Source organism: Salinicoccus siamensis (assembly GCF_055391965.1).
This window is the reverse complement of record NZ_AP043765.1, coordinates 677,544-701,982: the sequence shown is the minus strand read 5'-3', so window position 1 is coordinate 701,982 and position 24,439 is coordinate 677,544. Positions and strand designations below refer to the sequence as shown.

At 48.6% G+C, this 24,439-nt stretch carries 28 protein-coding genes; 11 read left to right on the top strand and 17 right to left on the bottom strand.

Translation table 11 applies throughout. The features are described 5' to 3' along the window. Positions 1-23: 23 nt before the first annotated feature. Positions 24-896, bottom strand: coding sequence for a bifunctional 5,10-methylenetetrahydrofolate dehydrogenase/5,10-methenyltetrahydrofolate cyclohydrolase (locus ACZ5LF_RS03545; RefSeq protein ID WP_380570527.1), 873 nt, complete (start codon positions 894-896; stop codon positions 24-26). A 115-nt stretch (positions 897-1,011) separates the two neighbouring features. Beyond that, positions 1,012-1,161, bottom strand: coding sequence for a 50S ribosomal protein L33 (gene rpmG, locus ACZ5LF_RS03540; RefSeq protein ID WP_344700620.1), 150 nt, complete (start codon positions 1,159-1,161; stop codon positions 1,012-1,014). Between the two features lie 342 nt (positions 1,162-1,503). Between rpmG and ACZ5LF_RS03535 the strand changes: the two genes are divergently transcribed. Then, positions 1,504-2,424, top strand: a complete 921-nt coding sequence (locus tag ACZ5LF_RS03535) for a metal ABC transporter solute-binding protein, Zn/Mn family (RefSeq protein WP_380570528.1) — start codon at positions 1,504-1,506, stop codon at positions 2,422-2,424. A gap of 44 nt (positions 2,425-2,468) precedes the next feature. Here ACZ5LF_RS03535 and ACZ5LF_RS03530 read toward each other — a convergent pair whose 3' ends face one another. Both ACZ5LF_RS03530 and ACZ5LF_RS03525 read right to left on the bottom strand, forming a co-directional pair. Next, positions 2,469-2,645 (bottom strand): hypothetical protein, encoded by a 177-nt coding sequence (locus tag ACZ5LF_RS03530; protein WP_380570529.1) that lies wholly within the window; start codon positions 2,643-2,645, stop codon positions 2,469-2,471. A 129-nt stretch (positions 2,646-2,774) separates the two neighbouring features. Beyond that, on the bottom strand, positions 2,775-3,173 hold the full coding sequence (locus ACZ5LF_RS03525; RefSeq protein WP_380570530.1) for a secondary thiamine-phosphate synthase enzyme YjbQ: 399 nt from the start codon (positions 3,171-3,173) through the stop codon (positions 2,775-2,777). 69 nt (positions 3,174-3,242) lie between these two features. Here ACZ5LF_RS03525 and ACZ5LF_RS03520 point away from each other — a divergent pair, with 69 nt between their 5' ends. Beyond that, positions 3,243-3,659, top strand: a complete 417-nt coding sequence (locus ACZ5LF_RS03520; RefSeq protein WP_380570531.1) for a DUF2188 domain-containing protein — start codon at positions 3,243-3,245, stop codon at positions 3,657-3,659. A gap of 32 nt (positions 3,660-3,691) precedes the next feature. Here ACZ5LF_RS03520 and ACZ5LF_RS03515 read toward each other — a convergent pair whose 3' ends face one another. The 3 genes from ACZ5LF_RS03515 to ACZ5LF_RS03505 all read right to left on the bottom strand — a co-directional run bounded on the left by ACZ5LF_RS03515 (position 3,692) and on the right by ACZ5LF_RS03505 (position 5,657). Further along, positions 3,692-4,756, bottom strand: a complete 1,065-nt coding sequence (locus ACZ5LF_RS03515; RefSeq protein WP_380570532.1) for an NAD/NADP octopine/nopaline dehydrogenase family protein — start codon at positions 4,754-4,756, stop codon at positions 3,692-3,694. Positions 4,757-4,850: 94 nt separating this feature from the next. Next, positions 4,851-5,252 (bottom strand): (deoxy)nucleoside triphosphate pyrophosphohydrolase, encoded by a 402-nt coding sequence (locus ACZ5LF_RS03510; protein ID WP_380570533.1) that lies wholly within the window; start codon positions 5,250-5,252, stop codon positions 4,851-4,853. Between the two features lie 225 nt (positions 5,253-5,477). Further along, positions 5,478-5,657, bottom strand: coding sequence for a hypothetical protein (locus ACZ5LF_RS03505; RefSeq protein ID WP_380570534.1), 180 nt, complete (start codon positions 5,655-5,657; stop codon positions 5,478-5,480). A 108-nt stretch (positions 5,658-5,765) separates the two neighbouring features. On the opposite strand from ACZ5LF_RS03505, the gene ACZ5LF_RS03500 reads away from it, so the two are divergent. Both ACZ5LF_RS03500 and ACZ5LF_RS03495 read left to right on the top strand, forming a co-directional pair. Beyond that, positions 5,766-5,957 (top strand): helix-turn-helix domain-containing protein, encoded by a 192-nt coding sequence (locus ACZ5LF_RS03500; RefSeq protein ID WP_380570535.1) that lies wholly within the window; start codon positions 5,766-5,768, stop codon positions 5,955-5,957. Continuing rightward, entirely contained in the window at positions 5,935-6,648 is a 714-nt protein-coding gene (locus ACZ5LF_RS03495) for a tetratricopeptide repeat protein (protein WP_380570536.1), read from the top strand. Before ACZ5LF_RS03500 ends, ACZ5LF_RS03495 begins: the two co-directional genes overlap by 23 nt. Before the next feature lie 33 nt (positions 6,649-6,681). On the opposite strand, the gene ACZ5LF_RS03490 is transcribed toward ACZ5LF_RS03495, so the two are convergent. Together ACZ5LF_RS03490 and nagE are read right to left on the bottom strand one after the other, a co-directional pair. Continuing rightward, complete coding sequence (locus tag ACZ5LF_RS03490; RefSeq protein WP_380570537.1) at positions 6,682-7,794, bottom strand: iron-containing alcohol dehydrogenase; 1,113 nt, start codon at positions 7,792-7,794, stop codon at positions 6,682-6,684. A gap of 91 nt (positions 7,795-7,885) precedes the next feature. Continuing rightward, on the bottom strand, positions 7,886-9,367 hold the full coding sequence (nagE, locus tag ACZ5LF_RS03485; RefSeq protein ID WP_380570538.1) for an N-acetylglucosamine-specific PTS transporter subunit IIBC: 1,482 nt from the start codon (positions 9,365-9,367) through the stop codon (positions 7,886-7,888). A gap of 140 nt (positions 9,368-9,507) precedes the next feature. On the opposite strand from nagE, the gene nagA reads away from it, so the two are divergent. Then, the gene (gene nagA / locus ACZ5LF_RS03480) at positions 9,508-10,644 is read left to right on the top strand and encodes an N-acetylglucosamine-6-phosphate deacetylase (protein WP_380570539.1); all 1,137 of its coding nucleotides are present in this window, start codon (positions 9,508-9,510) and stop codon (positions 10,642-10,644) included. Between the two features lie 231 nt (positions 10,645-10,875). On the opposite strand, the gene ACZ5LF_RS03475 is transcribed toward nagA, so the two are convergent. Beyond that, the gene (locus ACZ5LF_RS03475) at positions 10,876-12,492 is read right to left on the bottom strand and encodes a BCCT family transporter (RefSeq protein WP_380570540.1); all 1,617 of its coding nucleotides are present in this window, start codon (positions 12,490-12,492) and stop codon (positions 10,876-10,878) included. Positions 12,493-12,762: 270 nt separating this feature from the next. Between ACZ5LF_RS03475 and exaC the strand changes: the two genes are divergently transcribed. Both exaC and ACZ5LF_RS03465 read left to right on the top strand, forming a co-directional pair. Then, positions 12,763-14,283: an acetaldehyde dehydrogenase ExaC gene (gene exaC / locus ACZ5LF_RS03470; RefSeq protein ID WP_380570541.1), complete on the top strand. Its 1,521-nt coding sequence runs from the start codon at positions 12,763-12,765 to the stop codon at positions 14,281-14,283. Continuing rightward, positions 14,284-14,634, top strand: a complete 351-nt coding sequence (locus tag ACZ5LF_RS03465) for a DUF779 domain-containing protein (protein ID WP_380570542.1) — start codon at positions 14,284-14,286, stop codon at positions 14,632-14,634. Positions 14,635-14,711: 77 nt separating this feature from the next. On the opposite strand, the gene ACZ5LF_RS03460 is transcribed toward ACZ5LF_RS03465, so the two are convergent. Beyond that, the gene (locus ACZ5LF_RS03460; protein WP_380570543.1) at positions 14,712-15,017 is read right to left on the bottom strand and encodes a thiamine-binding protein; all 306 of its coding nucleotides are present in this window, start codon (positions 15,015-15,017) and stop codon (positions 14,712-14,714) included. Between the two features lie 97 nt (positions 15,018-15,114). Here ACZ5LF_RS03460 and ACZ5LF_RS03455 point away from each other — a divergent pair, with 97 nt between their 5' ends. Next, positions 15,115-15,288: a hypothetical protein gene (locus ACZ5LF_RS03455; protein ID WP_380570544.1), complete on the top strand. Its 174-nt coding sequence runs from the start codon at positions 15,115-15,117 to the stop codon at positions 15,286-15,288. Positions 15,289-15,319: 31 nt separating this feature from the next. Here ACZ5LF_RS03455 and ACZ5LF_RS03450 read toward each other — a convergent pair whose 3' ends face one another. The 6 genes from ACZ5LF_RS03450 to ACZ5LF_RS03425 form a co-directional block, all read right to left on the bottom strand. Beyond that, positions 15,320-16,192 (bottom strand): DNA-3-methyladenine glycosylase family protein, encoded by an 873-nt coding sequence (locus tag ACZ5LF_RS03450; protein ID WP_380570545.1) that lies wholly within the window; start codon positions 16,190-16,192, stop codon positions 15,320-15,322. After that, entirely contained in the window at positions 16,189-17,055 is an 867-nt protein-coding gene (locus ACZ5LF_RS03445; RefSeq protein WP_380570546.1) for a M23 family metallopeptidase, read from the bottom strand. The genes ACZ5LF_RS03450 and ACZ5LF_RS03445 overlap by 4 nt, the downstream gene beginning before the upstream one ends. 28 nt (positions 17,056-17,083) lie before the next feature. After that, complete coding sequence (locus tag ACZ5LF_RS03440; protein ID WP_380570547.1) at positions 17,084-18,004, bottom strand: ABC transporter substrate-binding protein; 921 nt, start codon at positions 18,002-18,004, stop codon at positions 17,084-17,086. 94 nt (positions 18,005-18,098) lie between these two features. Then, positions 18,099-18,500: a PH domain-containing protein gene (locus tag ACZ5LF_RS03435; protein ID WP_380570548.1), complete on the bottom strand. Its 402-nt coding sequence runs from the start codon at positions 18,498-18,500 to the stop codon at positions 18,099-18,101. A gap of 25 nt (positions 18,501-18,525) precedes the next feature. After that, the gene (locus ACZ5LF_RS03430; RefSeq protein WP_380570549.1) at positions 18,526-19,074 is read right to left on the bottom strand and encodes a VanZ family protein; all 549 of its coding nucleotides are present in this window, start codon (positions 19,072-19,074) and stop codon (positions 18,526-18,528) included. Positions 19,075-19,090: 16 nt separating this feature from the next. Continuing rightward, positions 19,091-20,830, bottom strand: a complete 1,740-nt coding sequence (locus ACZ5LF_RS03425; protein ID WP_380570550.1) for an ABC transporter ATP-binding protein — start codon at positions 20,828-20,830, stop codon at positions 19,091-19,093. Between the two features lie 153 nt (positions 20,831-20,983). On the opposite strand from ACZ5LF_RS03425, the gene ACZ5LF_RS03420 reads away from it, so the two are divergent. The 3 genes from ACZ5LF_RS03420 to ACZ5LF_RS03410 all read left to right on the top strand — a co-directional run bounded on the left by ACZ5LF_RS03420 (position 20,984) and on the right by ACZ5LF_RS03410 (position 24,417). Beyond that, positions 20,984-22,174 carry an ISL3 family transposase gene (locus tag ACZ5LF_RS03420; protein ID WP_380710018.1) on the top strand — a complete coding sequence of 397 codons (1,191 nt, stop codon included), beginning with the start codon at positions 20,984-20,986 and terminating at the stop codon, positions 22,172-22,174. A gap of 117 nt (positions 22,175-22,291) precedes the next feature. Then, on the top strand, positions 22,292-23,188 hold the full coding sequence (locus ACZ5LF_RS03415; RefSeq protein WP_380569825.1) for an ABC transporter ATP-binding protein: 897 nt from the start codon (positions 22,292-22,294) through the stop codon (positions 23,186-23,188). After that, a complete protein-coding gene (locus tag ACZ5LF_RS03410; RefSeq protein ID WP_380569824.1) occupies positions 23,185-24,417 on the top strand; it encodes an ABC transporter permease in 1,233 nt (410 codons plus the stop codon). Before ACZ5LF_RS03415 ends, ACZ5LF_RS03410 begins: the two co-directional genes overlap by 4 nt. Positions 24,418-24,439 lie beyond the last annotated feature (22 nt).

The window sequence follows — 24,439 nt, the reverse complement described above, 5'->3', positions numbered from 1 at the left end:
AAGCCGCACCTGGGTGCGGCTTTTTAACGTTCCAAAAATAGAACAGGTTCTTTTTGGTAATCGGTCGCCATCATCAGGTGATAGGCGAGTACAGTTGTCGTAATGGCCCCTACTCCGCCTGGTACCGGCGTGATGTAGGAGGTCTTATCGCGTACTGCGTCATAATCCACGTCCCCAACCATTTTACCTGCATCATTGAAGTTGATGCCGACATCCACCACAACAGCCCCTTCTTTCACATGATCTGCCCCGATCAGGTTGATGACACCGGCAGCACTGACAATGATATCCGCCTGGCGGCACTTTCCAGCCAGATCATTGGTATAGGCGTTGCATGTCGTCACTGTCGCATCACGGTTCATAAACAGCAATGATAATGGTTTTCCAACCACTTCACTTGCCCCTACCACGACTACATCCTTTCCTTTCAGAGGAATGTCATAGAACTCGAGCATCTCCATTACCCCAGCAGGCGTACAAGGTTCCAGACGATTCTCATCATCCGTCACTACTTGACCCAGATTAAATGGCGTCATGCCGTCGATATCCTTTATTGGATTCATCAATTCCTCGACTCGCTTCATGTCTATGTGTTCCGGCAGAGGTTGCAGCAGCAATATTCCGTTGATGGAATAATCTTCATTTATTTCCCTGAACTTGCTGAGGAAGGAACGGGCCGAGACATCATCTGGAAAATGGTATTGTTCTGTCTCAATAGAAAATTTTTCGAACCTTTTAATCGCCGCCCGTTCATAGGAAATCGAATCAGACCGTTCCCCTACCCTGACGAAAGCCACTTTCGGACTGATGCCATGCTTATCAGACTCACTAAGCGCCTTCTTTATCTTTTCGGAAAGATGTGCAGCAACTGCCTTGCCCTCCATAATCGTTGTCATAGAAAATGCTCCTTTGCAGCCTTTTTATCAAATATACCATACTTCGCCCCGCTCCATGTAACGGACACTGTCGATCAGTGAAAATAAAAAAACCGCCCAACAGGGCGGCTTAATATTACTTCGTTTCACGGTGCAGTGTATAGTTGTTTGTTCTTGGACAGAATTTTTTCATTTCAATACGCTCAGGATTGTTTTTCTTGTTCTTTGTCGTAATGTAGTTGCGGTCTCCGCAGTCTGTACAAGCCAAAGTTACATTTACTCTCATTCGTTACGCCTCCTTTACTCATTACCTGTTCCATTTCACATTCATGGTGAGGAACATCTGAATTTCATTGATATTGCAGTCATACCATGCCCGGTTCCTTTTTGAAAGACATCACGGACTCCATTTCAACTGGCCAGTTGATCATCCATTCGGGATGAAACGATGGTATTCGGACAGTATTGTCCTTTTTTGAACCGCCTTAACCATTTTAAAGGTTTATTCAATTTTTTTCAACACTTTTATCGATGAACGTAAAAAAATGGGCAATTGCGCTTGCCCGTCCCTGCATCATACGCTATAATTATAAATCGTAATCATTCCGTTATATTGAGGGGCTATACCATGAAAACTTATAAGATGACAGCTTTATCCATCCTCCTGCTGCTGCTTGGTGCATGTGGGGCAGATTCGGCAAATGAAGAAGAAACAGAGGAATTGACTGTGTACACGACAGTCTTCCCCCTAAAAAGCTTCACCGAATCGATTGGGGGCGATACAGTACAGGTGGAATCCATCTACCCCACTGGCGCCGATGTCCATACTTACGAACCCACGCAGAAGGATATCCTGAACTATGCTGAAGGAGATCTCTTCATCTACACTTCCAAAGCGCTCGATCCCGTCTCAAAGAAGATCGAAGGCTCAATCGGTGACCACACTGAATTCTTCTCAGCCGCAGACAGCATTCCGGAGTCCGCATATCTCCATACAGAACATGATCATGATGAGCATGCACATGAAGAAGCAGGCGACCCGCACATCTGGCTCGACCCGAAACTTTCGATCGAGATGGCGAAATCCATCCAGGATCAGCTGATCGAAATGAATCCCGATCATGAAGAATTGTACAGGGACAACTATGAAGCGTTGGAAGACGACCTTGAATCGATCCATGATGCGTTCACCGAGGTCACAGAGCAGACCGAACGCGATACAGTGTACATTTCCCACGCCTCCCTCGGCTATCTCGCCAACAGGTACCACTTCAATCAGGTGGGCATCTCCGGCTTGAACAACGAGGAGCTTTCCCAGCAGGAATTGACGCAGATCGTCGAAGAAATCAAAGCGCATGATGTGCCTTATATCCTCTATGAACAGAACATCACCTCCAAGATAGCAGACACTGTAAAAAATGAGACGGGCATAGAACCACTAGAATTCCATAACCTTTCAGTCCTGTATGATAGTGATGAAAAAGACGCCACCTATCAATCCGTCATGCGGCAAAATGTAGAAGTCATCGACAAGGCGTTGAATGATTGATGGCTTCAAACAAAATGAAAAAGCTGGCCCTTTGAGGCCAGCTTTTATACTTGATTCGGTTCCGCTTCAATCTCTTTCTTCAATCTCTCAGTGAATTCCCTTATTTCTTTGACATCCTGCTTCAGGAAAAACGCCAATACTGCTACACCAATCACTCCTGCTACAATCAATACAGCAATAAGCTTGAAGAGGAATGAGAATAATGATTTAATCGCTTCCATGATGAACCTCCATAAAATGATTTACTGGACTGTACCCGTTCCACTATATTTTAAGCAATACATATGAAAAGCATCGATCGGCCACCTGAAGACTTTGCATTATCGCTTTTCGCCAGAGCGCTTCATGCCTCAGTCACCAATCACTTTGATATGGACCCGTCGGGCCCTCGGACCATCAAACTCTGCAAAATACAGGCTCTGCCATGTTCCGAAGAGGACTTCCCCCTTTTCGATTATGAGCGTTTCACTCGCGCCGGTCAGCGACGATTTCATATGGGAATCCGAATTCCCCTCAAAGTGCTGATATGCCGGCTTGTTGTCAAAGGTAAGATCTATCCCGTATACAAGATCCTTCACAACATCCGGATCCGCATTCTCATTGATTGTGATTCCTGCTGTCGTATGGGGAGTGAAGACCGTCATGATCCCTGATCGCACGCCACTTTTTTCCAAAGCTTCAAAGACGAAGGCATCAATATTAACAAATGCCGTACGTTCATGTGTATCGACTTCAAATGTAAAAAGCATATTATCACCTTTAACCTTTCCTATTTCCGGGTATAATCTTACTAGAACACGATGAAAGGGGGTATTCAAATGCCTTATACCATGAATGACTACCCGGATTCCTTAAAGAACTTGAAAGAACTCGAAAGAAAAAAGGCGATCGACATCATCAACGCCATGTTGAAGGACGGATACGATGAGGAACGTGCCATTCCGATCGGAACCGAGCAGGCGGAACAATGGTATAAAGACGCTTCACAAAAAGATCTTGATGAACTAAAGGATAAAAAAATTACGCAACACAAACCTGACCCCAACTCACAGGGTGGCAAGATTGCAGATAATGATGTTTCAGTCTTTTATGAAGACGATGAATGGAAAGTACAGACCAAAGGGGCAAAACAGCCCAGCAACACTTATGATAATAAGGATGACGCTGTCAGGCGCGCTAAAGAAATTGCCGAAAACCGTGGGACCCGCACACATATTCACAATAAAGATGAGTAAATGGAACTCCGGTCAACTGACCGGGGTCATTTTTATACTTGATGGTTCAGGTCATGCGAGGCATCAAGGCCAATCTTTTCAAGTGTCGTCCCCTCACGCATGAAGTCGACTTCCAACATAAGTGAAGTCAGATGGATAACTGCATCAATCGTCGGTGTGTGGACATCAAGCGCTTCTGCAATGCTTTTCCAAAGCACAAGCCCATGCCCGACATCCTCCACTATATACCGGTTGTCGAGTGCAGTAGGACCTGCAAGATCTCTAAGAACCGGGCTTTCATTATATTGTGTCTTCAACGCTTTTCCAGGTTCGAAATAGGTGCTCCGTTCGGAACGCCCCGCTTTATCCAACACTTCAAAACCGAGTACTTTACATATTTCCTGGCGCTCTCCATCAATCGCTTCTATAGCCTTTACAGTGTGTTCCGTCACACCATCACGGTACAGGTAGAAGTTTTCGCCATCATTGTCGATGGTGCCGGAATTCAGGATGGAAGGGGCCGGGTGACTTTCCGGATTGCCATTGTTGAGTGTCGTCTCAAGTATATTCTCAGCTGGCACGAGCGTATCGTAAAGCATATGCAGCTTCGAAAGCATTGGTTCCGTATCACCCGAAGGATAGGCACTGAACAGGTTATGTCGGCTCCTTAATATGATGTCCGCGTCGTTCGTCGCGTAATCATAACGTGCAGCATATGTCAGGGACATCGATTCCCCTATCATAACCGAAATCTCCGGCCGTTTCCGTTCAAGCCGCTTCGACAGCTTCATGCTGCTCATCGCACTTGCACCGTTAATGAATATCATCTGACCCGCTTCAAGATATGGTATGATTTCTTCGAACATATCTGAAAGTATATGGGTCGGCAGACAGGTCATGACGACTTCTGCCTCCTTCACCGCTTCCTTTGGATTTCTTGTGAATGCACTGATCCTGATTGGTCTTCCCCTAAAATGTACTTTACCTTCCGTAATGTCAGAATGCGGATCTTTTATGGCCGACGGTGAATGGTACAGTGTGACTGTGTGCCCGCGCGCCGTCAAGTCAGCCGCAGCTACTATGCCGCCATTGCCCGCGCCAATTATGGAAACTTTCATTGCAGATGAAACACTCCTTAGGAATTATAATTCAAATTATACTGAATATTTAATTATTTAGCCACCCTAAAAAGCCCGGAAGTGTATCCGGGCATCATTTCGGCTGATCATTCTTTATTTTTTTTATAGCTGGTATATCGGCAGGTGCCCAATCAAGTGAATCGATCGCCGCCCTCGGCAACCATTTCATATCAATATGCTCAAGAAGGCGGATATCTCCTGAGAGCTGCTCTGCATAATATGTAGTCAATTCCACAACACCAAAATCATATTCATGGACCGTCGTCACAATTTTATCCTGGACAAGGATGTCACACTGCATCTCTTCCATCAATTCACGCTTCAAAGCCGCGTCAGGCGTTTCGCCCGCTTCAATTTTGCCGCCTGGGAATTCCCACTTCAACGCCAGATTCTTACCTTCCGGGCGCTGTGCGCACAATATCTCATCCTTATCGTTGACTATTACCGCACCGACTACCCTGATATATTTTTTCATCTGAATCCTCCAAGATATGTTCTCGACCCATTATAACAGATCTGTCGCATGGAAAATCAAGATTTACGGGACGGTTTATGGTATTCTTATGCCTACCCCCCCCATTAAAATGGAGCAAAAAGCCAAAAAAAAGACCTTCTGCCCTGAAAAGGTTAAGAGGTCGGGTGCATTTGAGGGCAGAAGCGTCCAATTAAGGGTAAGGAAAAATGAACTTACTGGGAGTACCTAATAAACATCGATAGGGGCTGGCCGTCCATCAGGAAGGTAACCAGATCCTCTTCCCAAAGTACTGATTACTTCATGGTCGTGCTTGACGACGCTCGCTTCCGCCGTTGGTTCATCGACCACTGCTGTTGAGCCTAATAGCATAGTGCCCAATATTAAAGCACTGAGTATCTTTTTCATGCCCTCACCACCTATCTGTTTATAACTACATTATGGATGATTCTAAATATTCAATCAATATCCACATCCGGGAAAGTTGTGAACAATTCTTCAGCAAGGAGGCTCGCCATGGAATACTACACCCGCTTTAAGGAAATGCGTCAGCAGAAAGGGCTCACTCATCTGGAAGCAGCCGAAGGCATCTGTGGCAAGACCACCATCTACCGTTTTGAACGGGGGGGATGCAGCACTCTCCGCCCCCATACTCCACAGATTGTGCCGGCGCCTTGGCATAAGCATGCAGGATCTTTTCATCGATGAGGCTTCTGAATACGCCCTGATCGACCACTATCTTGATATGATGCGCGAATATGTCTATTTCAGACATGCCGATCTGCTCAAGGTGACGCTTGAAGATGCCCAGGAAACAATCAATATAAGGTCGGAATTCGACCTTCAATACCGTAATTACAAGCGGCTCTTCCGTACATATACAGCAATCATACTGAGGAATGAAGGGCGTCTTGAAGATTCCGAACACATTCTCACAACCTTGATCGAAGAAACGAAGTCCAACAAGATGCTGGAACTTGAAATCATAAATACGCTCGGCGATCTGTACATCATCACGGATCGCTCTGAAGATGCCCTTACACTTTACCATAAGCACCGCAACCGCATTCTTGAATCAAGGCATATGAATGAAATGGATCGTTACATGATCATTCAGCTCTACTACGGCTATGCCGTCAGCCTCTACAACAATTTCTTCTACGCAGAAGCAGTCGACATCTGCTATAAACTGCTGATCCGGATAGAAGAGAACAACTCACTCTACTACAGGGGTAAGGCAAACCATCTGATGACACTCATCCACGTGGCATTAAACGAGCCGAAATCTGCGCGCCATTATTTGGCCAAGGCAGAAGCTGCTTTCTTTCTTGAAAATCTGCAGGATAAGATGGCTGAACACATCGAAATCGCAAAGAACGCAATAGAAGCGCTGGAATGACCATTCCAGCGCTTCTTTATATGGATCAAAAAGCTATGCCTGCTTTTGTTCAAGCATTTCGATGATTTCACCCCGCGAGAGCTGCGCGATATTATTCTTCATATTCGCCTGCCGCATACTCTCGTCAGCAATTACAGGGATATCCGCATGATTGATGCCAAAGTCCGAAAGCGTCATGCCAAGCCCCAGATTCTGCTTCAGTCCATTGAAGGCACGTGCGAGGTCTTCGGCATCCTCAAAACCGATGTCCTTTGCATGGTCGTGAAGCTGTGGATTGGCTTTAGCATTGACCTTGAACCATTCATCCAAGGAAAAGGCACATGCTTCCCCGTGGGGGACATCGTACTGGGAAGTCAGGTAGTAGCTCATGGCATGAGACCCGGAAGTCCCCGTCTGGCTGAACGCCATCCCTGCCATCATGCTCGCAAGGGACATGTTGGTCCGTGCCTCCCTGTCCGAGGGCTCGTTATAGGCTGCAAGCAGATTTTTAAATGCCAGGTTCGCTGCACGTATCGCCAAAGTGTCGGAGACCGGGTTATGTTTGGTGGATCCGAGGCAATCCAGCGCATGACAGATGACATCAATCCCTGAAATTGCAGTCACCTTCGGTGGGCACGTCAATGTCAGTTCCGGATCGACCAGCGCGACTTTCGGATAAAGTCCAGGTCCGATCAGCGGTACCTTCAGTCCTTGTGATTTATCGCTGATGATGCTTGAAGCTGTGACTTCAGAGGCTGAACCGCTTGTTGAAGGGATCGCGATGACTGGTAATGCCCGTGTGAAATCTGTGTGCTCGATGATGGACCCAGGTTCCACACCTTGCATATATGCAGCTGCTGCAGCTTTCGAGGCATCCATTGCTGAACCGCCGCCAACGGCGATGACAGCATGGGCATCATGCGCATGGAGTGCTGCTGCAATCTCCGAAACATTTTCAATGGTCGGGTTGGCCTCAATATCGGAAATGACCGTTTTTATTTTCTCACCGAGTTCGGTCTCGATGAATTCCGCTACCCCATTCTTCACTTGGGAACGCGTCGCCACCACAACGAGCCTGCTGTACTCGAGATCCGAGATGATCTCACCAAGCTGTGAGATGATGCCTTCGCCGAAACGGATATCGACCGGATGTTTGAAAGTGAACATGAATATCCTCCTTTATTCTATCTGACTGCCTCCATTGTACCTCAATAGACTGACAAAACGAAAAACAGGACACCATATGGTGTCCTGCATTCTATACGAGACGCTTCATTTCTTCTGCAACATGTTCGACTTCAGTACCGACGACGACATGGACGTTGTTGCGCCCCGGTCTGATGACGCCGTGGGCGCCTGCTGATTTGATGATTGCATCATCTATCTTGGCTTCATCCATAACATTGATGCGCAGACGCGTCGTACAGTAGTCGATTGTATCGATATTCTCTTTGCCACCGAGTCCGATGAGGATCTGGTCTGCTTTTTTGGAGTACTTATCGTCGAAGGAAGATGACTTCTCATCCACTCCCTCAACTCCTTCGACTCCTGCTCCAGTCGGCGCTTCTGCAGCCAACACCGAATCATCGCGGCCCGGCGTCTTAAGATCGAGCACTTTGATGATCACCCTGAAGATGACATAGTATAGGACAAAGAATACGAGCCCCTGCAGGATCAGCATATAAGGCTGGTTGGCGATGGGTACTTGGGTGCTGAGTACAAAGTCGATCAGTCCCGCACTGAAACCAAACCCTGCCGTCCATTCAAACGATGCTGCAATGAACAGGGACAATCCTGTAAGTGCTGCATGTACGACGTATAGCAACGGCGCGAGGAACATGAAGGAAAATTCAAGCGGCTCCGTTACACCTGTAAGGAATGCCGTCAATGCAGACGCAAGCAAAATGGAGCCAGCGGCTTTTTTGAACTGTGTCTTAGCCGTATGGTACATCGCAAGTGCAGCCCCCGGCAGCCCGAACATCATGATCGGGAAGTAGCCGGCCTGGTAACGGCCTGTGATGCCCTGTTCACCCTCGTTGTCCCAGAAGTTGCCGATATCGTTGATGCCGACTGTATCAAACCAGAACACCGAGTTCAATGCGTGGTGCAGGCCGGTCGGGATCAGCAATCTGTTGAAGAAGCCGTAGAGGCCGGCGCCGACGGCACCCAGTCCACTGATCCATTCCCCGAATGAGAAGAGGCCGTTATAGAGCAGTGGCCATACATAGTACAGCACACCACTGAGCACTATCATGACGAATACAGCGATGATCGGCACCGCACGGCGCCCGCTGAAGAATGCAAGGTAATCAGGCAGTTTCGTGCCGCTGAAGCGGTTGTATAGAGCCGCACTGATCAAACCTGTGATGATACCTAAAAATACGTTGTTTTCGATGACTCCGAAGGCGGCCCCCACTTCTTCCAGTTCAATACCGCGCAATAAGGCAATCGAATCTGCCTTCAGCAGGTTGGTCACGACAAGGAATGATACGAGGCCGACAAGTGCCGCCGCCCCGTTTTTATCTTTCGACATGCCAAAGGCAAGCCCCACTGCAAACAGGATCGCCAAGTGATCGAGGATGGCGCCGCCTGCGTTGATCAGCATGCCGGCGATTGCGTTGCCGCCACCCCACCCATCAGGGTCGATTGCATACCCCAGACCTAGGAGCAACGCCGCTGCCGGCAGAACTGCCACCGGTAGCATGAATGCACGCCCCATGTTTTGAATATAACGTAACATAACCAATCCCCCTTTATAAGATATAATAGCTGTAACTGGGTTTATCTTAAATATAGCACATGCCAGTCAGTTGATGTATAGAAATTTATTTTCAATACACTATAATAATAATATAAAATATCTTTTGAAAGGATGATACTATGCAGCGCCTCATAAAAAATGCACGCCTCGTCACCCATGATGACACGTTCGGCGATCATTGGCTGCTTATCGAAAATGATAAAATAAAATCGTTCGGCCCGATGGAGAAGTGCCCGGATGCAGAAACGGTTCTTGATGCACAAGGGGACAATGTCCTGCCCGGCGGCATCGAGATGCATATACATGGTGCCGATGGCGTGGATGCGATGGATGCGGACGAGGCTTATTTGGAGAAGATTTCAGCCCATCTGCCGAGCACCGGTTCCACATCGTTCCTGGCCACCACCATGACCTCCCCGATCAAAGACATTGAACGGGCTCTTGAGAACTTATCTGGCTACACGTACGCGGGAGGGGCAAAAATGCTCGGCATCCACTTGGAGGGGCCGTTCATCTCAAAAGCCCACCCAGGCGCACAAGATCCAGCCCATATCCTGAAACCCGATCACGCGTTGGCACGTCGCCTCCAATCCCTCTCAGGCAATCAGATCCGCCTGATGACATATGCCCCTGAAGAGGACCCTGGCGACTTCATAGAGACACTGAAGGATTTGTCGATCATCCCTTCAGCCGGTCATACAGATGGTTTGTTCGATACATTGAAAGATGCTGAAACGAAAGGGCTCAGCCACATCACCCATCTGTATAATGGCATGCGCGGCCTTCACCACAGGGAACCCGGTACCGTCGGCTTCGCCTATATGGGGGATGCCTTTACTGAACTGATTGCAGATGGCATCCACTGCAGAAAGGAAATGATGAAACTGGCCTATGACATCATCACACCAGACAGGCTCGTCATAATTACAGATGCCATGCGCGCCCAAGGCCTGCCGGATGGCGAATATGACCTCGGCGGCCAGAACGTCCACGTCAAGGATGGCGAAGCGCGCCTCGCCGACGGAACGCTCGCCGGCAGCGTATTGACTATGAAACAGGCCATCAGGAACATGAGGGAAGTCACCGGGTGTACATGGCAGGATATCGTTAAGATGACCGCCTATAACCCGGCCGTTGAACTCGGCTTGACCAAATCAAAAGGCGTCATAAAAGAAGGCGCCGACGCCGATCTGGTGATCTACGATGATGCTTCAAATCTGAAGCACACCATTATAGACGGTGAAATATACTGCTAGAGTCTCAATTCGCGCTCGTCACGCGGACCAACGAGAGTTAGACGCCCAATTCTCGTTCGTTGCCCGGACCAACGGGAGTTAGACATCCAATTCGCGCTCGTCACGCGGACCAACGGGAGTTAGACATCCAATTCGCGCTCGTCGCCCAAACCAACGAGAGTTAGACGAGACATTCATCTCAGTGCACACTTCTCCACACAAAAAAGCTCCGGATATTTCCGGAGCTTTTTCCTATTCCCACCAATTGTCGCGTTTTGCGTACGTGATGGACAATGTTTTTCTTTCTCTTTCTTTATGTGCGCTACGCCTTGCTTCAAGTTTGATGCGATCCTCGCCTAACGTCCTGAGGAAGGAGACCATCAGCATGATGAAGATTATGATGAGTGGCGCACCTGCAACGATGGAGGCGGTCTGCAACAGACTCAATGAATCATCTCCGCCTATCAGCAATAATGTAAATGGCAGGAAGGATAACGCAAATGCCCAGAACAGGCGGTTCCATCTGTATGGTTCACCATCAACCTTTGTCTGGGTGGATGATGCAAGAATATAGGAACCTGAGTCGAATGTCGTCGCCAAGTAGAGCAGTGCAGTAATGATGAAGATCAAAGTCATCAGTTTGCCGAAAGGCAGCTGGCCGATGATTGCCATGATTGCCGCTTCCCCACTTTGGTTGTTGAGGACATCCGTCACAGAGAATGTACCGGAAATTTCAAGCCATAGCCCGAAGTTCCCCAGTATTCCGAAGAAGAGTACACACCCAAGCGTTCCGTAAAGGATTGTACCAAGCACAACTTCCTTCAATCGGCGACCTTTGGAGATCCTTGCGATGAAGAGCCCGATGAATGGTCCATAGACCAGCCACCATGCCCAATAGAATACCGTCCAGCTTTGAGGGAAATCGGTCGTTTCTATGCCCTTAAAGCCACCAAATGGTTCAAGCCAAGTTGCCATCCGGAAGAAGTCTTTCATCATCAGACCGACACTTGAGACGGTTGTTTCCATGATGAAGATCGTTGGTCCGACAACGAAAATGAAGGCAAGCAGGATGAACGTCAACCATAAGTTCATGTCGCTCAGTACCCTGATCCCCCTCTTTAGACCGGAATAGGAACTGATTGCAAAGATGACAGTTGCGATGATAAGTATGCTGAGTCTCAGCACCAGGCCACCGCCGTCTATTCCAAACAGGGATTCCACGCCGGCTGCAATCATTGGCGTCCCAAGCCCCAATGTCGTCCCGGCCCCGCCGAGCAGACCGAATATGAAGAGTACATCGATCAGTTTGCCGGGCCATCGTGTTGTATACTTCCCAAGAATAGGCTCACACGTGAGACTGATTTTGAGTATAGGATTCTTTTTAACGTAAAGACTGTAGGCAATTGGAAGTGCGGGCAGCACATAGATCGCCCACGCAATCGGTCCCCAGTGGAAGATACCGTATGCGGCTGCATAGTTGATCGCTTCTTCACTTTCCGGGGCAATATGAAACGGTGGAGCCTGATAATAGTAGACCCATTCAATCGCACCCCAGTAGAGGATACTCGACCCGATACCTGCTGAGAAAAGCATGGCTGCCCAGCTGAATGTTCCAAACTCAGGCTTTTCATCAGCCTCACCCAGTGTAACCTGGCCGTATTTGCCAAACGCTATGTACAATACGAAAAGAAGTGCTGCCACTCCAATTCCAAGATAAACTGCGCCCAACCCGCCGGTCACTACATCGTTAAGCCGCAGGATGATAGCTTCACTCGCTTTTGGAAAAGCGATGAGCGGCACTATGACAGATAAAAGAATAATGATTGAAGCTATAAATGTTGGCCAATCCATCAATCGAAATTTTTTCATTTCCTCACCTCGTGTAATTTTATAATTACTCTTTATAAGTACTTCCTGCCAACTTTCTTATATTAACATAAGTACAGAGATAAACAACCGCTTGCAAAAGTTCCAAATAAGCATTCAACGGCACTTTATAGGCAGAACCACGCCTCTTTTTCATCCAGCCCCATCACATAACAAATCTATAGGAGCGTATCGTCCCTTTTAAATGTAAGCGGTTGCAATATACTGAATATTAAAATATAATGGCGGTATATCAAACTAGGAGGTATGGCAATGACATTCGATTTTCCACATAAAAAAGATGCTCAATACAAAATCAAGGCGCAGTATGAAAACTTCATCGGCGGCGAATGGATACCGCCTGTAAAAGGAGATTACTTTGAAAATGAATCACCGGTCATCGGTGAAAAGGTGTCCAAGGTACCACGCTCGACGAAAGAAGATATCGATAAAGCTGTGGAAGCGGCACATAAGGCACATGCAGAATGGGGATTGACCTCACCTACGGAACGGAGTAATATCCTGCTCCAGATAGCAGACCGTGTAGAACAGAATCTGGAGGAACTGGCAGTACTTGAAACTTTCGAGAATGGTAAGGCAGTCCGCGAAACATTGAATGCCGACCTGCCTCTCGTGGTCGATCATTTCAGATATTTTGCAGGTGCGATACGCGCCCAGGAAGGCGGCATATCCCAAATCGACAACGATACGGTAGCTTATCATTTCCATGAGCCGTTGGGTGTAGTCGGCCAGATCATCCCATGGAACTTCCCGCTTCTGATGGCTTCCTGGAAACTCGCGCCGGCGCTTGCTGCGGGTAACTGTGTTGTGCTGAAACCGGCAGAACAGACGCCTTCCACCATCCTTCATCTGATGGAACTGATCAGTGATATCGTACCAAAAGGCGTCATCAACGTAGTTAACGGCTTTGGTTCAGAAGCCGGTCAGGCACTGGCGACACACGATAAGGTCAATAAACTCGCATTTACAGGGGAGACGACTACAGGCCGCATCATCATGCAGAATGCCAGTCAGAACATCATTCCGGTCACACTGGAACTCGGCGGTAAATCACCTAACATATTCGCCAAAGACCTTATGGACGAGGATGATGACTTCCTCGACAAGGCGATTGAAGGTCTCGTCATGTTCGCTCTGAACCAGGGTGAAGTCTGTACCTGCCCTTCACGTGCAATCGTCCACGAAGATATATACGATGCCTTCATGGAGCGGGTCATCAGCCGTGTGGAACAGATAAAGGTCGGCAACCCGCTTGATGAGAATACGATGATGGGCGCACAGACGTCCAAGGAACAGAAGGAAAAAATCAGTTCCTACCTCGATATCGGCAAGAAGGAAGGGGCGGAAGTGTTGACCGGGGGCAACATCAAGGAAGTCGATGGAGACATTGCTGGCGGTTATTATTTCGAACCTACCATTTTCAAAGGAAACAATAAAATGCGCATCTTCCAGGAAGAAATATTCGGTCCCGTGCTCGCCGTGACGACTTATAAAGATGATGACGAAGCACTTGAAATCGCGAATGATACGCTCTACGGCCTAGGCGCCGGTGTATGGACACGCTCACAGAACAAGGCCTACAGATTCGGCCGTGGCATACAGGCAGGACGTGTATGGGTGAATACGTATCATGATTATCCTGCCCATGCTGCGTTCGGCGGCTACAAGATGAGCGGTATCGGTCGCGAAAACCACCTTATGATGCTTAGTCATTATCAGCAGACGAAAAATATGCTCGTCAGCTACGATGAGTCACCAAAAGGATTTTTCTAGATGCCTGAACTGAAGGCAATAGATGCCACCGAAGCGGCAAAAGAACTGATCAGAGATCTGAAGGAAGAGCACGGAGATCTCATATTCCACCAATCTGGTGGATGCTGCGACGGTTCCAGCCCCATGTGCCTGAAGGAAGGCACCATGATCATTGGCGACGCGGATGTCAAACTCGGTGAAGTGGAGGGAGTCCCTTTCTATATGCATCATAGGCAGTATGAGTATTGGAAGCATACCAAGCTCACGCTTGACGTCGTAGAAGGCATCGGCGGCATGTTCAGTGTCGAAGGGCCGCGCGGTGTGCGCTTCCACATCCGGAGTGAACCAATCGACAGTATAGAATCATCCTGATCGACAAGAAGCAAATCTGTCGACCCAATAAAAAAGGACGAGGGCTATAAGCCTTCGTCCTTTTTTATCATCAAATATTACTCTTCATCGTCAAATTCATAGTAATCGGAGAGCACGTTCTTGATTTCAATCTTCTCTTCCGACTGGACCAGCTTAATGTTTGATACGACCGTATCGCATCCCTCTTGGGCGAGATGGCCATTAAGTTTCTTGACCAGTTTCAGCAATTCATCAATATCACCTTCAACTGTCGTTTCCATCGGTCCGATGAAATGTGTCAATCCACTATTTTCAATCAATTCAATTGCACCCTTAACATGGGAGAAAGCATCGCTTGTATTTGGATGATGGGGAAGCAACTGTATGCTCATGATATAATTCATCCTCTTACCTCCTTTTCAATATTTAATTCCGATTATATGATACCATTATAGAAAAGGGTTTCAAAGAAACCCGCGTTTATATCGAAGGAGCTTTCATATGAGCAAAAACACATTCAAATGGTTGAACTTCACTTTGACCATCATCGCCCTCTTCGCCATCTATGTGTTCCTGGATGGCATCATCGATCCATCACTTCATGGCTTTATGCTGATTGGTCTGATAATAGCCGGTCTGGTTTCACTTGTGCTTGTACTACGCAATGAATCCTGAAAAACCCCGCCTTTCTAAGGCGGGGTTTTGTCTAGAATAATATATGCCACATATAGAGTGTCGCATAGGCGCCGTAACTGCCCCAGTCTTCAATGACCGATGCGATATACGCTTTATCCGGCCGCTCTTCCAACCCATCGGTGAGTCTGATTGCGTTGCGTAATCCCGCATCCCCGATCGGCACGGCGTTCCTGTACTTAAGGGTACGCATCAGAACGGTGTTGGCACTCCACAGCCCGATTCCTTTGAAGCTGGTCATATATTTCAATACCGCACCATAATCCCCTATGGCAAGGAGCTTCCCTTTTGACAGCTCACCATTCTGCACCCCACTGGCACACAGCCCGAGGTATTCCGCTTTCCTATAGGAGACCTGCATGTCTCGTAGCGTCTCCGGATCGAGCGACGACAATTCCTCCGAGGTTGGCATCAGCCAATACTGCCGGCCTTCATATTCGACATGGTGGCCAAAATGCTCCACTATGCGACGCTTTAGTATATACGCAAATGCCATGTTGATCTGCTGGCCAAGGACCGCCCACATGAGCGCTTCCATGATGTCTGGTTTACAGGTCATGCGATAGCCTGTGCGTTCTCCTATAATCTGTGACAACCGCGGATCTGCTGCTGCGAATCGATAAAATGCCTCCAAGTCGTAATCGAGATCGAGCCAGTCCACTACATACTCCCTGATATGTTCTTCCTTGGCACCTTCATTGTAGAGTATATCGACGTCAACCGCGTCCTTGCTGTGGGACATGACCTCAAACAGCACTGCTTTTCCATCAATATGAATTGCCCGCCTCAACTTGCCTTCATGCGCTTCATAGAGGCAATCATCCTGCTTGGCCATGAAATCATAGGTCATCGTATAGTTGAATGGCCCATTCGCTTCTATCCTCATCGTCTGATCCGTCCTTTCACCGTCTCCCCCTGCCTCGGTTCCTGACCATCAGCGAATTGGATGCGGATGGCGTTCGCCCTGTTGGGGTCGGCCTGATCCATCACATGGAAATGGAGGTGTGGGGTGTCGGAAGCTCCACTGTTGCCGCATTGGGCAAGACGCTCACCTGTTTCTACATGATCGCCTTCTTTTACTGAGATGGAGTGTTTTCTGAGATGGGCAAGCATGGTGTATTCATCATGCTCGTGGGAGAGAATGATGTAATTCCCTTCAGGCTTTGACATATCTGGGCGACCCGGCAGATTGTCTGCTACGCCATCCGTTACATGTATGACCGTGCCACTGCGCGGCGCCGTAACTGCCGAACCGAACGCGTGGTATGCCTCGTTCTTCCCTTCATCATCACTATGGGATCGCTCCTCTTTTTTTCTGATGAAATCATAGGCATAGCGTTGGTGGGCATATGGATAGTGATAGTTCAGGAACAAGTCATTCCCACCCCATAGCACGAACCACTCCGATTCGAACGGCAGATGATAGGCATTGATCGACAGTTCGCGGTCTGTCCCATATTTCTCGTACACATCGAATTGGATGCCGATGATTATTTCATCCCCGTCAAAAGCGACTGTAATCATACGCTCTTTGGCTTCATCCAGCCATTGGTACCTGCGTATGCCGGGCTCAAGGGAGTTTTGCAGGTTCAGTGTGAATTGCCTGCCGTCCTGGAATTCTTTGGCTGCAGCGACGAAGGTGTCCAAATCCATCTGGTTTTGGAATGCTGCCGCGGTCCGGCTATAGATGGCTTCAAAATCGCCTTCTGAAAAATGATTGCCGAATGCTTCGGGTGATAGGTTTGACATGATGCATCTCCTTTCAATACTGCAGTGCTCATTTAACCTTACTGATGATCTCTTCAGCCTGATGTTTGACTGACGAAAGGTCGTTGAGCCTGTAGCTGTCGTAATTCTGCATGATGACTTGTGATTCGCTGACACCCGCCTGCTCTGCGATGTCTGCACGCAATTCGTCATCTATGCCTTTGACGTTGACGAATAGATAGTCGGCATCGTACGCACCGAGCGTCTCCAATTCAATCGGCAACGGGCCTTCCTCCAATGCCTCTCGGAGCGATTCATCCATGCCGAAATCGAGTACGTCATACACCGCTTCAGTACCGAAGGCGGAAAACTCATCACGGATGATATACCCATCCGCCTCTTTAGTCAGGACGATCGCCTTTTTACCGCTCGCCATATCCCCTGCCCTCCGCTGGATGCGCGTCATCTCTTCAAGCCACCCATCACCGATGCTTTGTGCTTCTTCCTGTTTATCCAGTATGACGCCAAGGTTATACAACTGGGTCAGATAAAGCCGCTCCCTGAAAGGGCTGAAGATGGATGTACTGTAGCTGATCTGCACAGTTGGCGCAATCGCCTGATAGTCTTCTATGTACGCATCGGGCGCATAGGTGATGATCAGATCCGGTTCCACGGCTTTCATCCCTTCAATATCACCGTGTTCCAAAAGAATGATTTCAGGATCCATCTTCTCCTCGGCAAGCCAGGTATCTTCAATCATGTCCCCCGCACCGACAACATCGGCATCCAACAGTGCCGCGTTGCCGGCATCCACGCCGCGCAGCAGCACGATACGCTCTGGGTTTGCTGGTACTTCAATCTCTTCCGTGTGCTCAGTCACGATCTGTCTCGTCGCGCCATCTTCTGAGACGCCCGTCTCCCTGAAGCCGCTGCATGCCGAGACCAGGACCATCGTAACGATGAGCAATAGCCTGGTTTTCATCTTATGCATCTTCCATCCTTCCTCTGATCTCTTTCATTATACATGAATGGATTTTACAGGGGAAACCAAAAAGGACAGGCGCGAGGGGAAGCCCCTCTGCCTGTCACACTGCGTTTTCTTCCTGGTCCACAGAAATCTCTCCATCCAGTTTCAGCCTTTTAGCCCTATATCTGTAGATGAAGTCGAGAAATTTATCCAGCTTACCATCTGAAACACTTTTCATGCTGATGACGATTTCGTTGCCGATCCATATATGGATGATGTTGCCGACCAGCAACAGATTTTCCGTTGTGATGCCGGTGATGTCCTTGTACCCGACAGCATGGGTTTCAATCTCTTCTTCCCGCTTCAGTTTGATGAACAGCCTATGCGTCGTAGGGATGATGCCGCCGTGGAAAGAGTGGTGGCCATCTTTCTCGTATTCTACGGTGCCGATCAGTTCCGGGCCGACGACTTCCTCTTCGTAAAGTGCCATATCATCGAGATCTTTTAATCTGTTATGCATAAACATACCCCCAGATTCTTTATAATCATCTACCCTTCCTGACTCTATTATAAACTATTCCGAATTTTAAGACAATGGCACCGGCCAACATTCCTATGATTCCGCCCAGTGTATTCAATATGACATCATCCACATTGGAGATGCGGCCGATCGGTAAGGTGTACTGCAGAAATTCAATGATGGCAGAGAACAGGAATGCAAAGAGCACAGTGATGATTTCCTGGCGGATAATCAAAAACAGAAAGAAGCCAAATGGCACGAACAACAGGATGTTCATGCCGATCGAGTTGATGATTGCATAGTCGGCCGCATATTCAAATGTATCCAGGATACTGTAGAACGGGACGAGCTGCGTTACTTTCTCAGGGTTTGAACTCGGCAGCAGGGTCAACAGCAGGGTGCCGATTATCGACAGCATCAGACCGATGAAAATCAAGTATCGGACCTGCTTATCAACGGTATCGAGCCTATGTCCTGCCTTTCTATTGATTGCGAGGGTCAGGAAAATGATCAGGAACGAGAGCAGTATAAATATCGGAATGATCGATTGGAACGCTTCAAACAGCTTTGACATATATCTCCCTACCCTCTCATCCAAATTGTTGTTCTGTAAAAATTTTATACATATCATGCGATGCCATCAATTCCTGGTGGGTACCGCTGCCGGTGATGCGTCCTGCTTCAAGGAAAAATATTCTATCTGAGTTGACGACGGTCGACAACCTGTGTGCAATGACCAGCACGGTCCGTCCTGCCATCAAGTCATCCAGTGCTTCCTGTACATACTTCTCGGAACGGGAATCCAGACTGGCTGTCGCCTCATCCAGCATCAATAATTCAGGATCCTTCAAAAATGCCCGCGCGATGCCGATGCGCTGACGCTGACCGCCCGAGAGGCGGATGCCGCGCTCCCCGACCTCGGTATCGAGTCCGTCTTCAAGCTGATTGATGAACTCATCCGAGTAGGAACGGCTTACCGCAAGTGCCACTTCCTCCTCAGTATACTCAGTCGCCTCAAGGCCGTAGGTGATATTATCCCGGATCGTCCCGGAGATGATGGCACTTTCCTGTGCCACATAGCCAATGTTGCGTCTTAGGACAGGAAGCGGGATATTGCGGATATCCACCCCATCTATACTGATGCTGCCGCCTTTGACATCATAATACCGCTCGATCAGTGCAAATATGGTTGATTTACCGCTTCCGCTCGGCCCCACGAATGCCACCTTCTGGTTCGGTTCGGCCCTCAAGTTGACATCTTCAAGCACCGGTGTCGATTCGTCATATCCAAACTTGACGCTGTCGAATGTCAATGTTTCGAATCTGGGTGTCTCGCCGGCGGGTTCATTTCTCTCCTCTTCCATTCCAAGTATCGTGATGATGCGGTCCGTTGCCCCAAGGGCTTTATTATATTCGGTAAAGAACATCGCAAACATCGTCATCGGCATGATGATCTGGAACAGATACAGCAAAAACGCCACAAGTGTACCAATTGAAAGCGTCCCTTCCGATACCCTCAATCCTCCATACGCAATGATCAGGATGATGACAAACATCATCACAGTACTCATGATCGGCGACAAGAAGGCGTTTATCTTCGCTTCCTTCATGCCGAAATCGAACAATCTGCTGATGCCTGCTTTTCCCCTTTCACGTTCGTACTCTTCCCCATTGAAGGCTTTGACAAGGCGCATCTCACCTAAAGTCTCCTGGATCAATCCCGTAAACGATGCGGTTTCATCCTGCAGCGCCCTTGATATGCGGCCCATCCGCCGGCCGAGGGGCAATATGGCCACAATGGATATCGGAACCGTGATGAACATGATGAGTGACATGCGCCAATCCAGTATGAGGAGGATGACCACTGCCCCGATGATCGAGATGATGCCACTGATCAGCTGGGGGAAATGGCGGGTGATCAGATCTTTTATGATTGCAGTGTCGTTGACGACCCTGCTGACGGACTCGCCGCTTTTTGTGCGGTCGAAATACGGAATCGGCAGTTTGAGGAACTTATGCCACACCCGTTCCCTGAGCCCCTTGATGATCGTCTGTCCGATATGCGCCAATATATAGTAGGAGACCCCATCCAGTATGGCACTCATCAAAAAGACCCCTATGATGATGCCGATCAGCATGCCTGAGATGCTCGATGGGCTGTAGCCATCGATGAATTGCTGGGTCAGTAGAGGCACGATCAGCGACCCGATTGTGCCGAACAGGGTCAACACCATGCCAATGATGAAGAGCCCCCTGTTCAGATCAGTCTGCCTGAGCAGTGCCGTGAAATCACGGAATGTGGCCCGATCTTCCTGATTTTCCTTTGCCATCCCTTAATCATCCTTCCATATGGTTTCCAACTGTTACAGTATATATTACTAAATGGCTCTCCCTAATCATGTGTGCTTGACATTGAAAAAAGCAGAATCTTCCTCTAATGTTTAAAGTACCAACCCAAAACATTGATAGAGAGGAAGTTCTGCTTGTATAAACAGTTTACTACAGATATCCTGCACCTACCAACCTTTATATTGAATAATGAAGGAGAACGTGTGAAAGATGGCTGGGTTCTCGGCGTCGAGCCGAAGCCACAGAACCATCTCTGTCCGTTATGCTTCCAGGAAAGTATCAATCATGCCAGAAACAAGAATCGCTTCCTGCGTCACGCCTGGGTTTCTACCCGGGAAACCATCTATATTCGTGTCCCGGTCCACCGTCAGCGTTGTGAAGACTGTGGCATCACCTGGACGGTCGAATGGCCGGAGGTTCCCGTGCGTGGGAACGTGACGACGCATTTCAAACAGATGATTGCGAGAAAATGCATCGGTCAGTCCTTCGAGGCGGTAGCCAGAGAGATGGCCGTGCCACCATCGACCGTGGCTTCCTGGTTTTACACCTATGCCGAAGAAACATTGGCACGGCCGGCTGATTACGAAGCACCGCCAGCGCTCTGCATGGATGAATTCGCCCATAAACGGGGCCACACCTACAGTGTCGCTCTTCAGGATGCACACACGGGCCACGTGTGGCAGACGCACCCGGGAAAGAGCCGGGAGCGTATCCAGGAAGGGCTGCGCCGGTATCCGTTCCAGGCACCTGAAGTCATCGTTACGGACCTGGCTCCCGGCATGGCGCAGACCGTCCACGAGATATGGCCGGAGACAGCCATCGTTGTCGACAAGTTCCACGTCATCCAGTTGTTCACGCAGGCTCTGGATCGTGCGAGGAAGCTGGAAGGAAACAACGGGACCAGCCACAAGAACATCAGGCATCAGCGCAGGCTTTTGATGGCCCATCCCAAACACCTGAAGTTAGAAGAAAAAGAGACGTTACGCACTTGGCTCGAAGAAAATCCTGAGTTGAAAAAGCAGTGGGTTGCGCTTCAGAAGTTCCGGGACATATATTGTGCCAAAAGCTACAAGAAAGCGCAAAAAGCCCTTGAAGACTGGTGCAGCCACTACCTTTTTGAAGGAGCGAACGCCACAAAGTCTATAGTCAAAACCGTCTTGAAGTGGAAACAGGAGATTCTGAACCACTTCACCTACGGACTGACAAACGCACGACTGGAAGGTACCAATAACCTGATCAAAACGCTGAAACGACGCAGTTACGGATGCCCGAATATGTATCATTTCGATCTCCGGATCCGTATGGAGTGTCGTCCCCCAGCTTAGAAATAAAAAGAGATCCTACGTTAGAGGAAGAAATCAACACACTTCACTGGGGAGAACCTACTAAATCATTTTGCTCTATGATAAACTATTTTTATATTATGCAAAGGGGGAACGTCAATGACTTTGGAACTTTCGGGACTCTCGAAAAGCTTCAATGGGCAAACAGCAGTAGACCAAATCGATCTCAATGTGCCAACAGGCAGCATGTATGGTTTTCTAGGGGGGAACGGAGCAGGTAAAACAACCACTTTCCGCATGATCCTCGGCCTGCTCCAGCCAAGTGAAGGGCATATCACCTACAACGGTGAAAAGATCGACTATAATGTAACCAATCAGATCGGCTACCTGCCGGAGGAACGGGGCCTGCATCCAAAATTGAAGGTGGACGAACAGATACGCTACCTAGGCCAACTCAAAGGAATGTCTAAACAGGATGCGGACAGACGACTTGACGAATGGCTTGAACGCTTTGAAGTGCCGGAGAACCGGACGAAGCGCATTGAAAAGCTCTCAAAAGGGAATCAGCAGAAGATCCAGCTCATCGCCTCGATCATCCATGATCCAAAACTCATCATACTCGATGAACCTTTCAGTGGCCTCGATCCAGTCAACGTCGAAATATTGAAGAGCGCCGTCAAAGAACTCAACAGCCGCGGTGCCACCATCATTTTCAGCACACATCGCATGGAACATGTTGAAGAGCTGTGTGAATCCATGTGCATCCTGAACAAGGGGCGTCAGGTCGTCAGCGGCAGGATCGACGAAATACGCAAAGACTTCGGCCAAAAGGAAATCATCATCGAAGGTGAACATGACATCTCCTTCCTAAAGGACATGCCTGGAGTCATCGACATGAAACAGATCCGCAACAGATACATATTGAAGATCGAAGATGAAAGCTATGCGGAGCCGATTTTCAATGAGATCGTCAAACTTGGCTACTTCAAGCGTTTCCAAGTCAACGAACCATCGATCAACGATATTTTCATTTCAAAGGTGGGTTATGGGATATGAGTAAATTTATGGCGACTTTCCTACAGACCTATTCCTCCAAAATTCGCGCAAAATCCTTCATCATCAGCACGCTGATTATAGTGCTTGTGATCTTCATCGGAGCGAACTTCGATAAAATAATCGACTTCTTCGATTCATCTGAAGAAGTGACCGCCGTCAAGGTAGAAGGCGACGAAGCGTTCTATAGCCAATTTAAAGGTGCGATGGATGCGCTCGATTCAGGTATGACGGTGAAACCTTATGAAGGCGACGTGGGTAGTGCGGAAGTGCACCTTTCAATCGAAGAGACGGCACCTTTAGCGGTCACCCTCCACAGCGATAATGAAATTCCATCCGAACAGGTCAATAAAATCGAAACCGCACTCGCTCAAGTCCAGCGCAGCAATACGATCATGGCACTCAACTTGTCCGAGGAAGAAGCACAGCGCCTGAACGCAACCCCTGACATCAGTTATGATATCGCTTCAGAAAGCGGTTCGGCGGATGACGGGGGCTCAGCCCCAGGCGACACGCCTGAGGTCAATCCGCTGAACGCTGTAGTCTTCTACGTCACAGTCATCGTCATGTTCTTCATCATCATCAACTATGCCAGTCAGATCGGCACTGAGGTTGCGATGGAGAAGACATCGCGCGTCATCGAGATGATTGTATCAAGCGTACCGCCGGTCACCCATCTGTTGGCGAAGATAAGCGCTATGATCCTGGTCAGCCTGACCCAGCTGTTCATATTCCTCCTGGCCATCGTTGCTGCAGTCTGGATTTTCGACTTCGGCAGCATCATTGGTGACCTTGGACTGGAAGCTAATGAGCAAACGGCGGCATTAATTGTATATTCCGGCATCTATCTTGTACTCGGGCTTGTGCTCTACTTATCACTCTCTGCGATGCTTGGTTCATTCATCAGCCGCATGGAAGACTTGCAGCAGGCGCTGCTGCCGGTAACGATGCTTGCCCTTGGCGGCTTCTATATCGCCATCTTCAACATCTGGGGTGAAGCGGACAACATGCTCGTCAAAGTTTCGAGTTTTTTCCCGTTCTTCACGCCATTCGTCATGCCGCTCCGTGCAATGCATGCTGAGACGAGCCAGATGACACTGCTCATCGGCGTCGCCATACTGATCGTTTCGATTGCGCTCGCAGTCATATTGGCTGCAAGCATCTACCGCAACAGTGTCCTGTCGACTTCCGGCGGGATATTCAAAAACTTGAAACGTATACGGAAAGAATAAAAGACAGCTCAATTGAGCTGTC

Bases quoted from the DNA above. Each gene is read 5' to 3' on its own strand.
- ACZ5LF_RS03490 (WP_380570537.1), bottom strand. From the start codon at position 7,794: ATGTTCACTTTCAAACATCCGGTCGATATCCGTTTCGGCGAAGGCATC.
- ACZ5LF_RS03465 (WP_380570542.1), top strand. From the start codon at position 14,284: ATGCCTGAACTGAAGGCAATAGATGCCACCGAAGCGGCAAAAGAACTG.
- ACZ5LF_RS03425 (WP_380570550.1), bottom strand. From the start codon at position 20,830: ATGGCAAAGGAAAATCAGGAAGATCGGGCCACATTCCGTGATTTCACG.
- ACZ5LF_RS03440 (WP_380570547.1), bottom strand. From the start codon at position 18,004: ATGCATAAGATGAAAACCAGGCTATTGCTCATCGTTACGATGGTCCTG.
- ACZ5LF_RS03475 (WP_380570540.1), bottom strand. From the start codon at position 12,492: ATGAAAAAATTTCGATTGATGGATTGGCCAACATTTATAGCTTCAATC.
- nagE (WP_380570538.1), bottom strand. From the start codon at position 9,367: ATGTTACGTTATATTCAAAACATGGGGCGTGCATTCATGCTACCGGTG.
- ACZ5LF_RS03525 (WP_380570530.1), bottom strand. From the start codon at position 3,173: ATGCTTTTTACATTTGAAGTCGATACACATGAACGTACGGCATTTGTT.
- ACZ5LF_RS03435 (WP_380570548.1), bottom strand. From the start codon at position 18,500: ATGCATAACAGATTAAAAGATCTCGATGATATGGCACTTTACGAAGAG.
- nagA (WP_380570539.1), top strand. From the start codon at position 9,508: ATGCAGCGCCTCATAAAAAATGCACGCCTCGTCACCCATGATGACACG.
- ACZ5LF_RS03430 (WP_380570549.1), bottom strand. From the start codon at position 19,074: ATGTCAAAGCTGTTTGAAGCGTTCCAATCGATCATTCCGATATTTATA.
- ACZ5LF_RS03515 (WP_380570532.1), bottom strand. From the start codon at position 4,756: ATGAAAGTTTCCATAATTGGCGCGGGCAATGGCGGCATAGTAGCTGCG.
- ACZ5LF_RS03455 (WP_380570544.1), top strand. From the start codon at position 15,115: ATGAGCAAAAACACATTCAAATGGTTGAACTTCACTTTGACCATCATC.
- ACZ5LF_RS03520 (WP_380570531.1), top strand. From the start codon at position 3,243: ATGCCTTATACCATGAATGACTACCCGGATTCCTTAAAGAACTTGAAA.
- ACZ5LF_RS03415 (WP_380569825.1), top strand. From the start codon at position 22,292: ATGACTTTGGAACTTTCGGGACTCTCGAAAAGCTTCAATGGGCAAACA.
- ACZ5LF_RS03510 (WP_380570533.1), bottom strand. From the start codon at position 5,252: ATGAAAAAATATATCAGGGTAGTCGGTGCGGTAATAGTCAACGATAAG.
- ACZ5LF_RS03500 (WP_380570535.1), top strand. From the start codon at position 5,766: ATGGAATACTACACCCGCTTTAAGGAAATGCGTCAGCAGAAAGGGCTC.
- exaC (WP_380570541.1), top strand. From the start codon at position 12,763: ATGACATTCGATTTTCCACATAAAAAAGATGCTCAATACAAAATCAAG.
- ACZ5LF_RS03505 (WP_380570534.1), bottom strand. From the start codon at position 5,657: ATGAAAAAGATACTCAGTGCTTTAATATTGGGCACTATGCTATTAGGC.
- ACZ5LF_RS03445 (WP_380570546.1), bottom strand. From the start codon at position 17,055: ATGTCAAACCTATCACCCGAAGCATTCGGCAATCATTTTTCAGAAGGC.
- ACZ5LF_RS03530 (WP_380570529.1), bottom strand. From the start codon at position 2,645: ATGGAAGCGATTAAATCATTATTCTCATTCCTCTTCAAGCTTATTGCT.
- ACZ5LF_RS03450 (WP_380570545.1), bottom strand. From the start codon at position 16,192: ATGAGGATAGAAGCGAATGGGCCATTCAACTATACGATGACCTATGAT.
- ACZ5LF_RS03535 (WP_380570528.1), top strand. From the start codon at position 1,504: ATGAAAACTTATAAGATGACAGCTTTATCCATCCTCCTGCTGCTGCTT.
- ACZ5LF_RS03460 (WP_380570543.1), bottom strand. From the start codon at position 15,017: ATGAATTATATCATGAGCATACAGTTGCTTCCCCATCATCCAAATACA.
- ACZ5LF_RS03545 (WP_380570527.1), bottom strand. From the start codon at position 896: ATGACAACGATTATGGAGGGCAAGGCAGTTGCTGCACATCTTTCCGAA.
- ACZ5LF_RS03410 (WP_380569824.1), top strand. From the start codon at position 23,185: ATGAGTAAATTTATGGCGACTTTCCTACAGACCTATTCCTCCAAAATT.
- rpmG (WP_344700620.1), bottom strand. From the start codon at position 1,161: ATGAGAGTAAATGTAACTTTGGCTTGTACAGACTGCGGAGACCGCAAC.
- ACZ5LF_RS03495 (WP_380570536.1), top strand. From the start codon at position 5,935: ATGCAGGATCTTTTCATCGATGAGGCTTCTGAATACGCCCTGATCGAC.